This window comes from Streptomyces sp. CB01881 (genome assembly GCF_002953255.1).
Classification (GTDB): Bacteria; Actinomycetota; Actinomycetes; order Streptomycetales; family Streptomycetaceae; genus Kitasatospora.
In genome coordinates this window covers 6,918,162-6,930,742 of record NZ_CP026498.1, presented here as the reverse complement: position 1 = coordinate 6,930,742, position 12,581 = coordinate 6,918,162, and the positions used below count along the sequence as shown (strand labels likewise).

The window sequence follows — 12,581 nt, the reverse complement described above, 5'->3', positions numbered from 1 at the left end:
CGTTCGGCGCCCCGACCGGCGCCGCACCACGTGCAACGCCGCTCAGTACGCCGAACGCCCGCTGTCCAGACGGACCGTCGCCTCGACCAACTCGCCCAGCAGCGGCCCGACCTGGGGCAACCAGACCCCGCCGTCGGCCGCCGCGCGGGGCGCCCGTACCCAGCGCACCTGACCGCCCGCCCCGCCGCCGGGCGGCAGCGGGAGGAATCCGCCCGCCCCGTGGTAGCGCAACGAGCCTGGAACCCAAGGGAGTTGGACGAGCATCTCGCCGAGCACGTCCAGCGAGTAGGGGGCGACCAGGAGCGCGTACCGGCCGGGCAGCGCGAGCACCGGGCCGAGCGGCAGCCTCAGCGCGCCGAGGTAGGCGATCGCGCGGACACCGGCCGCCGCGGGCAGGCTGACCGCCGAGACGGTCCGGCCGGTCGCGGCCAGCACCGGCGCGTCCGGGCTCTGCCGCTCCCACCACCACCGCACCATCCGGGCGTCGGTGGTGGCGGCGAGCAGCGACGGGTCGTACGGATGGGCGCCGGGGACGGCGCAGTCCGGGTCGCCGCAGGAACAGGCGCCGCCGACCACGAGCGTGCCGGGCACCACGGGCCAGCGGTGGTCGACGGCGGCCGCCAGGGCCTCGGCCAGCCGGGCGGCACGGGCCGCCGAACGGCTGCTCCTCGGGTTCTCACGCATGGCGCTCGTTCCTTTCCGTGACCGCTCGGTTCGCTCCGGGGCCCGCCGGCCCGCGTCGGGGTGCGCCGCACCGGGCCCGGAGAAGGGGCGGGGGCGCGACGAGCGGCGTGGCAGCGGTGGAGCACGGTGTGGAGCACGACCTGAAAGGGCCGCGGATTAGAACAGCCCTTGGAACGAGAATCCCGTATGCGACCGGATGGACGCCGCCCGGGCGCGGTTGGTTCCACCGTACGAGTGAGTGACTTCCGGCCGGCCCGGTCCGCGGGCCGCCAAAGCATACGATCCGGACGGCCACCGGAGCCGTCCCCACGGTTCTGCCCGTTCTCCGGCCGCTCCATGCCCTCGGCCCCACCGGCGCGCGCATCAACGGCTCGCGCCCCCGAGCGGGCTGCGGCGGGCGGGGAACCGGCCGCCCGCGTCGTCACGGATCTGGACATGCCCCGAATGGCCTGTGTAGAAGTGGTGGCATTGCTGTCGATCAATGACGAGTAGTAGTGAATCGAGGCGAAACGCGCCCTTTGGCCGTCCTCGCTCCCATCGGCCGTACCCGGGGGTTCCGCATGACACGTACCGCGTCAGGAGTGGCGGCATGACCGAGTCCCACCCACCGTCGACCTCCTCCGAGCCCGGCGAGCCCTGCGGCGCCAGCGGGCTCTCGGTGCTCGACCCCCCGGGCTTCCCAGGCCCCGCCGCCGGACCGGCCGTGGAACAGGCCGCCGGACCGTCCGGGGAGCCCACCGGGCCCGGCGGCGGGACCGCCGCCGACGAGCCGGCCGGACCCACCGGGGACCGCACCGCCCCCGCGTCCGCGGTGCAGGACCGTTTGGCCGGACGGCTGTCCGATTTCACCAGCCTGCACGAGCACACCGAGCTGCTCGCCCGCGCCCGCGGCCTCACCGCCACCCTGGACACCGTGCTGGCCTCCGGCACCGCCCTGCTCGGCGCCCGCCGCGCCCTGCTGGTCACCGCGCTGCCCGGCGGCGGGCCCAGCCAGCCCGTCGGGCACGGCCTGGACCGCGCCAGCCTCGGCGCGCTGGAGACGGTGCCGCCGGAACAGAGCCTGGTCGCCCGGCTGCTGCGCGAGCACGACCGCCCGGCCCAGCTGTCCTCCCGCGACCTCGCCGACGACCCCGCGATCGGCCCCCGGCTGCGCGAGCTCGCCGCCCACCTCGGCCTCGGCGGCTGCTACGGCCTGCCGCTCGCCACCGAGGAGGAGGGCCCGCTGGCCGCCGCCCTCTGGTTCTACGACGAGCCCGCCGGACCCGCCGAGCGCCAGCGCGAGCTGGCCCGCCGGTACTGCGAGGTGGCCGCCCCGCTGCTGGCCAAGCAGCTGGAGGCCGAGAAGGTGCGGCGCACCATCGAGGCGCTCCGCCGCGGCCTGCTGCCCGACCGCCTGCCGCAGCCCGCCGGGCTCCGCCTCGCCGCCCGGCTCGTCCCGGCCGGCCTGGACCACTCCTGCGGCAGCGACTGGTACGACGCCATCCCGCTGCCGGACGGCACCGTCGGCCTGACCGTCGGCAGCGTCTCCGGTGACGGCCCCGGCGCCGGACCGGGCTCGGCGCCCGGCGCGGCCGCCGCGATGGGCCGCGTCCGGGCGGCCCTGCGGGCGTACGCGGTGCTGGAGGGCGAGGACCCGGTCTCCGTCCTCGGCGACCTGGAGCTGCTGCTCAAGACCACCGAGCCCACCCGCAGCGCCACCGCCGTCTACGCCTGGGTGGAGCCGGAGGACCGCCGGATCACCCTGGCCGGCGCCGGGCACTGCCCGCCGGTGCTGGTCACCCGGTACGGCGCCGAGTTCATCGAGACCTCGCTCTCCGCCCCGCTCGGCATGCTCTCCTGCTGGGAGGCGCCGGGGGTCGAACTGACCGCCGGACGCGGCGACACCCTGCTGCTCTACACCGAGGGCCTGGCCCGCCGCTGCGGCCCGACCCTGCACGCCGGGCAGGCCAACCTGCGCCGGGCCGCGGCCGACGCCCCGCGCGACGTGCGGATCGACCCGGACCGGCTCTGCGCCCACCTGCTGGCCGTCTGCCCCGATCCGGACGCCGCCCCCGCCACCGACGACCTGATGCTGCTCGCGGCCCGCTTCGCGTAGGCCCGGCGCCTCCCGCCGCACCCCGAACAGGTGGGCGGCCGTACGTCCGTACCATGGACGGACGGCCGCCCACGCGCGTCGCGATCCGACGCGGCCGGGGCGGCACCACGCGCAAGGAGGCGACGTACGTGACCGAGGACCGCACCCCGGCAGTGGCCGAGAACCCCGAGGCCACCGGCGGCGAGGAGCAGCCGAAGCAGTTCAAGGGCCGCAAGAACGGCCTGTACTCGGAGATCTCCGACGAGCTGGCCGCCTCGATGAAGTCCGGCTGGGCCGACACCGAGCTGCACGGCCTCGCCCCGGTCGCCCAGGCCCCGTACGCCGCCGAGCGCCGCGCCCGGCTGTCCGCCGCCTACCCCGGCGAGCGCCTCGTCGTCCCGGCCGGCAACCTGCGGGTGCGCGCCAACGACACCGACTACGACTTCCGCGCCGCCAGCGAGTACGTGCACCTCACCGGCGACCGGACCGAGGACGCGGTGCTCGTCGCCGAGCCCACCGGCGACAGCGGCCACACCTTCGGCCTCTACCTGCTGCCCCGCTCCGACCGGGAGAACGGCGAGTTCTGGCTGGACGGCTACGGCGAGCTCTGGGTCGGCCGCCGCCACAGCCTCACCGAGCAGGAGCAGCTGCTCGGCCTGCCCGCCCGCGACGTCCGCAAGGCCGCCGACGAGCTGGCCGAGCGGGCCAAGGGCGACGCCGTCCCGACCCGTATCGTGCGCGGCTACGACGCCGGCCTGGAGGCCGCGCTGGCCGAGGTGCTGGACGCCGACAAGGACGCCGAGTTCAAGGAGTTCCTGAGCGGCCTGCGGCTGGTCAAGGACGAGTGGGAGATCGGCGAGCTGCGCGCCGCCTGCGCCGCGACCGTCAACGGCTTCACCGACGTGGTCCGCGAGCTGGGCCAGGCCGTCGCCACCTCCGAGCGCTGGATCGAGGGCACCTTCTGGCGCCGCGCCCGGGTCGAGGGCAACGACGTGGGCTACGGCTCCATCTGCGCCGCCGGCCCGCACGCCACCACCCTGCACTGGGTCCGCAACGACGGCGAGGTCCGTCCGGGCGAGCTGCTGCTGCTGGACGCCGGCGTGGAGACGCACACCCTCTACACCGCCGACGTCACCCGCACGCTGCCGATCGACGGCCGGTTCAACGATCTCCAGCGCAAGATCTACGACGCGGTCTACGACGCACAGGAGGCCGGCATCGCGGCCGTGAAGCCCGGCGCCCGGTTCCGCGACTTCCACGACGCCTCGCAGCGCGTGCTCGCCGAGCGCCTGCTCGCCTGGGGCCTGCTGGACGGCTCCGCGTACGACGTCGAGAAGGTCCTGGAGCTGGGCCTCCAGCGCCGCTGGACCCTGCACGGCACCGGCCACATGCTCGGCCTGGACGTCCACGACTGCGCCCACTCCCGCACCGAGGAGCACGTCGACGCGCTGCTGGTGCCCGGCATGGTGCTCACCGTCGAGCCCGGCCTGTACTTCCAGCAGGACGACCTGACGGTGCCCGAGGAGTACCGCGGCATCGGCGTCCGGATCGAGGACGACATCCTGGTCACCGCCGACGGCAACGAGAACCTCTCGGCCGGTCTTCCGCGCCGCTCCGGGGACGTCGAGGCGTGGATGGCCTCGCTCGCCTGAGCCCGGTGACGTGACGACGGCGACGGCCCGGTCCCCCCGTGACGGGGGAGCCGGGCCGTCGCCGTCGTGGCCGGGCCGTCGTGGCCGTCCGCCACCGCCCCGGCCTCGAAGGTGAGCTTCTCACCGGTCCCCACGACATGCGAAGGGCGCCGCGACCAGGGCGAAGACCCTGCTCACGGCGCCTCATCGGGCCGAACGGACGGGCTACTTGACGACGCGCACCGGAACGCTGCGCTCGCCGATGACCGTCAGCTGGCTGGTTCCGTCGAACGGCAGCGTCGCCCGCGCCGTCACCGGCATGACCCCGGCCCCGTCGGTGGTGGCCAGGGACATCCGGTACTTGACCGTCCTGCTCTGGCCGGGCGCCAGCGGGAACGAGGCGTCCTTGCCCAGCATCGCGTAGTCCATGCCACCGCCGGGCGAGAGCGGCAGCGGCTTCCAGACGTCACCGTCCAGCCGCTCCAGCTTGCCCTCGTTGATCTGCACCGCACCGGCGGGCGTACCCGCGTACGGCTCGGTGTAGACCAGCGGCTGGACCGAGGCGTAGCCGGTCTGGCCGGTGTTCTTGTACGTCACCGAGAAGGACACCGTCGTGCCGTTGTTGGTCACCTGCTGGCCCGAAGCCAGGCCGTCGACGCTGACGGCGACGGCGTTCTGGTTCGACTTCAGCTGCGGGGCCGTCCGCCCGCTCAGGTCCATCGTGTTCAGGATCGACACCAGGCCGGACTGGTGCTCGGGCTTGAGCCCGACCGCCGCGAGGAAGACCTGGTCGGACTTGAGCGACCAGAGCTGCGCGGTGAAGCTCTCCTTGGCGTTGCAGGAGACCTGCCACTGGGTCTTGAAGACGGGACGGCCCGCCACGATGTCCCGGGTGCGCAGCGGAGCGGTGGTGTTCTTCAGCTGGTCGGACCCGCCGATCGGGTGCGGGTTGCCCCAGACCGGGCAGTAGGGCTGGGTCGTCCAGCCGTCGTCCAGGTCGCCGCTGTCCACGGTGGGCCAGGTCGCGTGGTCCACCTCCTCGGCCGTGCTGTAGACGCTCAGCTCCGCGCCGTACGGGGAGCAGTCGGTCGCCGTCGCGGTCTGCGGGGCCCCCGGGGCCAGGACGCAGAGCGTGGAGGTCCCGGGCTCCCTCAGCGGCGCGACCCGCCAGCCCGCCGGCACCGTGAACTTCACACCGCGGAAGGTGTACGGCGTCGCGGGCGTGTTGGCCTGCGTGGTGGCGCTGTTGGTGGTGCTCGGGCTGCCGCTGGACGTCGGCTCGACCGCCCCGCCCGGCTCCTCGGTCATGGTGGCGGTGGCCGAGGCGGTGGCGCTCGGGGTCGCGCTCGGCGTCGTCGTCGGCTCGGCCGTCGGGCTCGGGCTCGCCGTGACCGGAACGGTGGCGGCCGGACCAGGGTCCTCCTGCTTGGCGACGGGGCCGCCGTTGAAGGCGAGCACGCCGAACGCCACCGCGGCGGCCAGGCCGAACAGCGGCACGGCGGCGACGTACGCAGGCCGCAGCCGGCGGACCCGGCTGCTCGGCGGGACGGACGGGCGGAGGCTGTGCGCGGTGATCTGCGTCGCACGGGCGTTCATCGCCTCGCGGAGCAGCCGTTCCATCGGGGTTTCGTCCGGCCCGCCACCGTCGCCGCCGATTTGGCGGGGAAGCTTGTCGGTCATCGAACCTTCTCCAGATGCTTTTCCAAGGCGTCCAATGCCCGGCTGGCGGTGGACTTCACGGCGCCCCGGGACAGCCCCAGGGTCTCGGCTATCTGCGCCTCCGACATGTCCGACCAGTAGCGCAGCACGAGTACCTCGCGCTGGCGGGGGGTCAGCTCCTGCAGGGCGACCAGGACCCGCCGGTGCTCGTCGTTGAGCACGGCGTGGTCTTCGGCCGACGGCGCATCGGCCTCGTGCGGGGGAACGTACTCGCGGGCCGTCTTCCGGCGCCGCAGCATCGACCGAGCACCGTTGACCACCGAGGTCCGCAGGTACCCGAGCGCGTTGTCCAGGTCCTCCAGCTGCTCCCCGTGCCGCTGGTAGAGCTGGGTGAAGGCCTCCTGGACGACGTCCTCGGCCAGGTCCTGGTGGTCGACCAGGAGGACGGCCATCCGGACCAGGCCCAGCCGGTGCGCGTGGTAAAGATCGGTCAGGGTCGGCCGCTCCTCCTCGGCCGCCCGCTTGCGCCCCCCGCGCAGCAGTCGGAAGCCCGAACGGCGCTGTGCCGCCTCCTGGTCCGCGCTCACGTCGGCCGGCGCGGAGGCGGCCTCCTGAGCGCCGAAGAGGAGAGCGACCAGCCCGGCGAAGGAGAAGCCGCGGCTCCGCCCGGGTCCCGCGATCGGCCCGATGGCCATGGACATGTACGTTCTGCTTTCCCCCAGGACGGCTTCCGGTGCGACCGGCCCGTCAGGAACTGTGATCATGATCGTGATCTGCGGGAATCCTGCCAGTACCGTTCTTCCGGCTCCGGAACGCCCCCCATACCGATGGACGCGCGGCGAGGCCCGGGGTTGCAGTCGTTCCCGGAAAAGTTCCGGACCGGCCGGAACGGCTACACTCACCGCCGTCCCGCCACCCGTCAGCAGGGGGTCTCCCGTGGCCGATCAGCAGCCGTCCGAGCAGCGGACGACGGACCGGCGGACGACGGACCGGCGGACGGCCGAACAGCAGACGGCGGTCCGGCCGCCGACCGGGCCGGTGGCCGTCGCGATCGGGCGGCGCCCGGAGCCGGTGCACGACGTCGCGGTGTACGCCTTCGACGGCATGACGCCGTTCGAACTCGGCGTGGTGGTCGAGGTGTTCGGACTCGCCCGGCCGGAGCTCAGCGGCCTGCTGGCGGCTCCCTGGTACGGGCTCAAGGTCTGCGCCGACCGGCCGGGCACGGAGCTGAACGCCGTCGGCGGCTTCTCGCTGACCGCCCGTCACGGCCTCGACGACCTGGCCGCCGCCGACACCGTCGTGATCCCCGGGGTGCCCAACGCGTTCAGCGGCGACGTCTCCCCCGGACTGGTCGCCGCGCTGCGCACGGCACACGAACGCGGCGCCCGGATCGTCTCGATCTGCTCGGGCGCCTTCGCACTGGCCGCCGCCGGCCTGCTGGACGGCCGCGAGGCCACCACCCACTGGCGGTACGCCGAGCTGCTCCAGCAGCGCCACCCGTCGGTGCGCGTCAACCCGGACGTGCTCTACGTGGACGGCGGCTCCGTGCTGACCAGCGCCGGCAGCGCCGCCGGGATCGACCTCTGCCTCCACCTGGTCCGCCGGGACCACGGCGCCAAGGTGGCCAACAGCGTCGCCCGCCGCTTCGTGGTGCCCCCGCACCGGGACGGCGGCCAGGCCCAGTTCATCGAGGCGGCCGTCCGGCCGGTCGAGGAGGACGACGGCATCGCCCGCTCCATGCAGTGGGCGATGGACCACCTCTCCTCACCGTTGACCGTTTCCCTGCTGGCCCGCGCCGCCCAGATGTCCGACCGCTCCTACCTGCGCCACTTCACCGCCCGCAACGGCACCAGCCCGATGCGCTGGGTCGTCACCCAGCGCATCGCGGCCAGCCTGCCGCTGCTCGAATCCCCCGAGGGCTCGGTGGAGGAGATCGCCACCGCCGTCGGCTTCGAGAGCGCCGCGACCTTCCGCCACCACTTCGGCCGCGTGATGCGCACCTCCCCCACCGCCTACCGCCGCAGCTTCGGCCGCGGGGCCGCCTGACCCCGGCCCGGGGGCGTCAGGGCATCCGGCGCTAGGTCATCCCTAGGCCGGCTCGCCGGTGCGGAAGGCCGCGTTGGCGAGCATCGCGTCGTGCAGCCACTGGGCGAGGCCCGGGGCGAGCTGCTCGTAGGTGGCGGTGAACCGCGGGTCGGCGACGTACATCCCGGCGATGCCGCGGTGGATCTCGAAGGTGCAGTCGTAGAAGTTCTCGCAGATGTGCAGGCGGTGAACCTCGGCGAGGTCCATGGCCGGGCCGCCGTCGGCGGGTTCGCCGGCGGTGAAGGCCTCCACCAGGCGGGCGTTGAGTGCGTCCGCCTCGGCCTTGATCCGCTCCCAGTCGGCCTTGCCGTAGCCGCCGGTGCGCTGCTGGGACTGTGCCCAGGCCTCGGTGTCGCCCCAGCGCTGCTCGGCCTCGGCCTCCCACTCCTCCTGGTAGGACCGGCCGAAGACCTCGAACTTCTCCTCCGGGGTCAGCTGGATACCCATCTTCTGTGCCTCCATGGCGTGTTCGACGGCCGCGGCCAGTTCCTGGAGGTGGGCGATGCGGTCGGTCAGCAACCGGTGCTGACGCCGCAGGTGCTCGCTCGGGCTGACCGAGTGGTCGTCCAGGATGGCCGCGATCTCTTCCAGGGGGAACCCGAGTTCGCGGTAGAACAGGATGCGCTGCAACCGGTCGAGGTCGGAGTCCTGGTACCGGCGGTAGCCGGCCGGGGTGCGGCCCCGGGGGGACAGCAGTCCGATCTCGTCGTAGTGGTGCAGGGTCCGGACGGTGACTCCGGCGATCTTCGCCACTTCACCGACCGAGTGTCCTCCGGTCATCCGCGGTGCTCCCTTCCTGCTGACCACGAGCCTCCCTCCTCCCGTTACGTGAGGGTCAAGCCCAGTATCGGCAGACCCGGTCCCATCGGCCCCGCGCACACCGGGAGCCGTCGGCACCGTGCGACCCTCCTAGCGGACGGCCCTGCCCGGGCCACGGGTTGGACGAAGCCGCCTATTGCCGGGCCGGACGGCAGCCAGCAGCATGGGCGCCATGACCACCACCTCTCCGCCCCTGGTACGACGGCTGGCCGCGGAGGCGGTCGGCACGACGGCGCTGGCCGCCGTGGTGGTCGGCTCGGGCATCCAGGCCGCCGCGCTCAGCTCCGACGGCGCCGTCCGGTTCCTGGCCAACGTCGGCGCCTCGGCGTTCGCCCTGACGGTACTGATCGAACTGCTCGGCCCGCTCTCCGGCGGGCACTTCAACCCGCTGGTGACGGCGGGCGCATGGTGGGCCGGCCGACGCGACGGCAGCGGTCCGGTGCCGACGCTGCGCGAGCTGGGTGCGTACGCGGCCGCGCAGACGGCCGGCGCGGTGGCCGGGGCGGGCCTGGCCAACGTGATGTTCGGGCGGCCGTTCGCCGAGCCGTCCGGGCACGGCCGGGACGGCACCGCACTCTGGCTCGGCGAGGTGGTCGCCACCGGGACGCTGATGCTGGTGGTGGCCGGGCTGGCCGGCAGCGGGCGCGGGCGGCTGGTGCCGGCGTCGGTCGGCCTCTGGGTCGGGGCGGCCTGCTGGGCCACCTCCTCGGGCGGGTTCGCCAACCCGGCGGTCACCCTCGGGCGGGCCCTGACCGACAGTTACACCGGGATAGCGCCCGGCTCCGTGCCGGGCTTCGTACTGGCCCAGCTGGCCGGGGCGGCGGTCGGCGTGGCACTGGCGGCGGCGCTGTTCGGCCGCTCCCGGGCGGCGCGGACCACCCAGGTGCCGGACGACGCGCGCGACCTCGTCGCGGGCTGACGCCGGCTCGGGTGCCGACCCTGCGCGGCCGGCGCCGTCGCGGGCTGAAGCCCCCCGCTACGAGGCCGTCCCCGCCAGCGCCCGCTCGCGCCGGCCGGTCACCCCGCCGTCGGCCCGGTCGTGGCCCCCGCGGCGCGGACGGCGGGTCCGCCGGGTGGGCCAGAGCAGCACGTACCCGGCCGAGACCACCACGAAGGCGAGCCGGACGAGGCCGCGTGCCGAGTCCGACGGGATCAGCAGCGTGCCCCCGTACAGCGCGGCCAGCGCGATCCAGCTCCACCACGGGACCAGCCGCTTCTGCCCGACCGCGTCCCAGAGCAGGGTGCCGAGCAGGATCGAGGCGGTGTAGTAGGTGTAGACGCTGGGGTCCAGCAGGATCCGGGCGTCGGCCCCCAGCAGGACGACGGCCGGCCAGCGGCCGCGCCAGACGGCGATGCTGCCCAGCGCCAGCCCCAGCGCGAACTGGGTGGGCCGGTCCCACCACGGGGTGGCCGGGTCGGTGACCCCGAACCAGCGCAACGCGGAGGCCGGCTGGTTGGGGATGGTGAACTTGGCGGCGGCCACCGTGTCCAGGTTGCCCAGGTAGAACGGCAGCCACGCGACGGCCACCAGCCCGGCGAACCAGAGCGCGGTCCGCAGCCAGGCCGGCCGGGGCAGGGCGAGGATCAGCGGGGCGAAGGCCAGCGCCCACGGCTTGGAGTCCACCGCCAGCGCCAGGTACACGGCGACCTGGATCTGCTTGCCACGGCTCAGCGCGTGCGCGGCGAGGGTGGTGAAGAAGAGCGCCAGCACGTCGTCGAGGTGCGCGAAGCGGACCGAGACCTCGACCCACATCGGGATGAACGCCAGCCCGGCGACCAGCAGCCGCTGCTGGAGCCGGCGGTGGTTGGTGCCGGTGCCGAGGTAGTACCAGGCGGCGGTACGGCCGACCAGGACCAGCATCACCAGGCCCAGCCCGGACATCGCCGCCTCGGCCAGCACCGCGCCGGTGTGCGGGGCGAACGGGTCGAAGAGCCTCGCCACGGCCAGGCTGACCGGGCCGATCTGCAGCTCGGGGTGGTGCGCGTAGAGCGAGAGCCCGCCGTCGGGCTGGCCGCTGAAGAGCAGCTCCTCACCCTGGCGCAGGTAGTGCCAGGAGAAGCCGCCGCTGGGCTCGACCAGCAGGAACCAGAGCACCGTCCAGGCGACCAGCAGGACGTGGTGCCTGCGCAACGGCAGTCCTGCGATCCGCCCTGTGGCGGCCTCGTAGTCGGTCCTGACCCGTGCCGAACGTGCTCCCCGCACCCCTGTACCTCTCCGCGCTGTTCCGCCCCCCTCCGGCCGGTCATCCTATGGGACCCCGTGGAAGTGCAAGCGCCCCTCGGGTGTCCGGCGGGCGGACACCCGAGGGGCGCTTCAGCGGTTCGTCCGCGCTCAGCCCTGCTGGGCGGTCTTGCGGCGGCGCAGCACCAGGAGGGTGCCGGCACCGGCCGCGAGGACGGCGCCGCCGGCGATCGCGATGGCGGTGGTGTCGTCACCGCCACCGGTCTGGGCCAGCGCCTTGTCCGCGTTGTCGGCGGCGGCCTTGGCCTTGGTGACGGCGGCCGGGGTGAGCTTCGGCGCGGTGACGGTCGGGACCGTCACCGGGAAGTCGATCGGCTGCTGCACGTCGCTGCTGCTCGCGGCCGGGGCCGGGGCGGAGCCGGTGGCGGACCCGCTCGGCGCGGTGGTGGCCGAGGCGGACGGCGAGGCGGACGCGGTCGTCGTCGCGGACGGCGAGGCGGTCGCGCTGCTCGTGGCCGAGGCGGACGGCGAGGCGGACGCGCTGGTCGTCGCGGACGGCGAGGCGGTCGCGCTGCTCGTGGCCGAGGCGGACGGCGAGGCGGACGCGCTGGTCGTCGCCGACGCCGAGGCGGACGCGGACGGCGAGTGGGTGGCCGTCGGGCTCGGCTTGCCGGTCGGCTTCTCCGTGGTGGGCTTGCCGGTCGGGCTCGGCTTGCCGCCGCCGGCCTTGATGGTGAAGCCCGCGCCGCGGATGCCGTCGCAGCTGAAGCGGGCCTCGCCGGACGGCTCGTGGGTCTTGTCGTCCAGCGGGGCGGAGAACACGACCGGCACCACGCCGGCCTTGCCCAGCGGGGCGTCCTTGGTGAAGGAGGCCCGGACCTTGATGACGAGGGCCTTGCCCTGGTTGACGACCTGGAGGGCGTCGTCGACGACGTTGCCGTCCTGGCCCACGCCACCGAGGACGGTGAGCACCGCGTTGTCGTCGCTCTCCCCGCCGCCGGGCGCGACCGAGCCGGGCAGCCACTGGCCGCCGGGCAGCTGGTACTCGACCTTGAGGTCGCCCGCCTTCAGGCTGCCCTCGCGGTTCTTGAACTTGAGCAGCGGGATGAGCACGAAGTCGTGCTTGGTGGAGTTGTCGATCTTGAAGGTGAACTCGCGGGCGTCGCCACCCGCGATGAAGGTGTCCGGCACCCCGTGCACGGACAGGTCGAGGCTCTGGTGACCGGCCTTGTCGGCCTGCGGCGCGGCCGTGGCGGACGGGGAGCCGGTGGTTCCGACGGCGGCGGCGCCCTGGGCACCGGCGAGCACCATCGAGGACGCGAGCGCGGCGGCGCCGGCGAGGGCAAGACTGCGACGAATGGACATGGGCAAGGAAGACCTCACGAGAGTGTCTCCGGGCGCGGCCCGGGGGCGCGGCAGGGCGGTGCTGTCCGAACAGCAGTCCCCC

10 protein-coding genes are annotated in these 12,581 nt (G+C 74.3%); 4 read left to right on the top strand and 6 right to left on the bottom strand.

Features of this window, described 5'->3' with window-relative positions:
- Window positions 1–42: 42 nt before the first annotated feature.
- Window positions 43–684, bottom strand: coding sequence for a bifunctional DNA primase/polymerase (locus tag C2142_RS20080; protein ID WP_148643939.1), 642 nt, complete (start codon window positions 682–684; stop codon window positions 43–45).
- A gap of 589 nt (window positions 685–1,273) precedes the next feature.
- On the opposite strand from C2142_RS20080, the gene C2142_RS41640 reads away from it, so the two are divergent.
- Window positions 1,274–2,779 (top strand): PP2C family protein-serine/threonine phosphatase, encoded by a 1,506-nt coding sequence (locus tag C2142_RS41640; protein WP_148643938.1) that lies wholly within the window; start codon window positions 1,274–1,276, stop codon window positions 2,777–2,779.
- Window positions 2,780–2,907: 128 nt separating this feature from the next.
- Complete coding sequence (locus tag C2142_RS20070) at window positions 2,908–4,410, top strand: aminopeptidase P family protein (protein WP_241002680.1); 1,503 nt, start codon at window positions 2,908–2,910, stop codon at window positions 4,408–4,410.
- 204 nt (window positions 4,411–4,614) lie between these two features.
- Here the strand turns inward: C2142_RS20070 and C2142_RS20065 are convergent, their stop codons facing one another.
- Window positions 4,615–6,069, bottom strand: coding sequence for a hypothetical protein (locus C2142_RS20065; protein WP_148643936.1), 1,455 nt, complete (start codon window positions 6,067–6,069; stop codon window positions 4,615–4,617).
- Window positions 6,066–6,749: a SigE family RNA polymerase sigma factor gene (locus tag C2142_RS20060; RefSeq protein WP_241002679.1), complete on the bottom strand. Its 684-nt coding sequence runs from the start codon at window positions 6,747–6,749 to the stop codon at window positions 6,066–6,068. The genes C2142_RS20065 and C2142_RS20060 overlap by 4 nt, the downstream gene beginning before the upstream one ends.
- 235 nt (window positions 6,750–6,984) lie before the next feature.
- Between C2142_RS20060 and C2142_RS20055 the strand changes: the two genes are divergently transcribed.
- Window positions 6,985–8,094, top strand: a complete 1,110-nt coding sequence (locus C2142_RS20055; protein ID WP_241002678.1) for a helix-turn-helix domain-containing protein — start codon at window positions 6,985–6,987, stop codon at window positions 8,092–8,094.
- A gap of 42 nt (window positions 8,095–8,136) precedes the next feature.
- Here C2142_RS20055 and C2142_RS20050 read toward each other — a convergent pair whose 3' ends face one another.
- Window positions 8,137–8,913, bottom strand: coding sequence for a MerR family transcriptional regulator (locus C2142_RS20050; RefSeq protein ID WP_148643935.1), 777 nt, complete (start codon window positions 8,911–8,913; stop codon window positions 8,137–8,139).
- A gap of 211 nt (window positions 8,914–9,124) precedes the next feature.
- Here C2142_RS20050 and C2142_RS20045 point away from each other — a divergent pair, with 211 nt between their 5' ends.
- Window positions 9,125–9,871 carry an aquaporin gene (locus C2142_RS20045; protein WP_148643934.1) on the top strand — a complete coding sequence of 249 codons (747 nt, stop codon included), beginning with the start codon at window positions 9,125–9,127 and terminating at the stop codon, window positions 9,869–9,871.
- Between the two features lie 57 nt (window positions 9,872–9,928).
- Here the strand turns inward: C2142_RS20045 and C2142_RS20040 are convergent, their stop codons facing one another.
- Window positions 9,929–11,089 (bottom strand): hypothetical protein, encoded by a 1,161-nt coding sequence (locus tag C2142_RS20040; protein WP_241003232.1) that lies wholly within the window; start codon window positions 11,087–11,089, stop codon window positions 9,929–9,931.
- A gap of 195 nt (window positions 11,090–11,284) precedes the next feature.
- Window positions 11,285–12,499, bottom strand: a complete 1,215-nt coding sequence (locus C2142_RS41635) for an LPXTG cell wall anchor domain-containing protein (RefSeq protein WP_148643933.1) — start codon at window positions 12,497–12,499, stop codon at window positions 11,285–11,287.
- Between the last annotated feature and the right edge of the window lie 82 nt (window positions 12,500–12,581).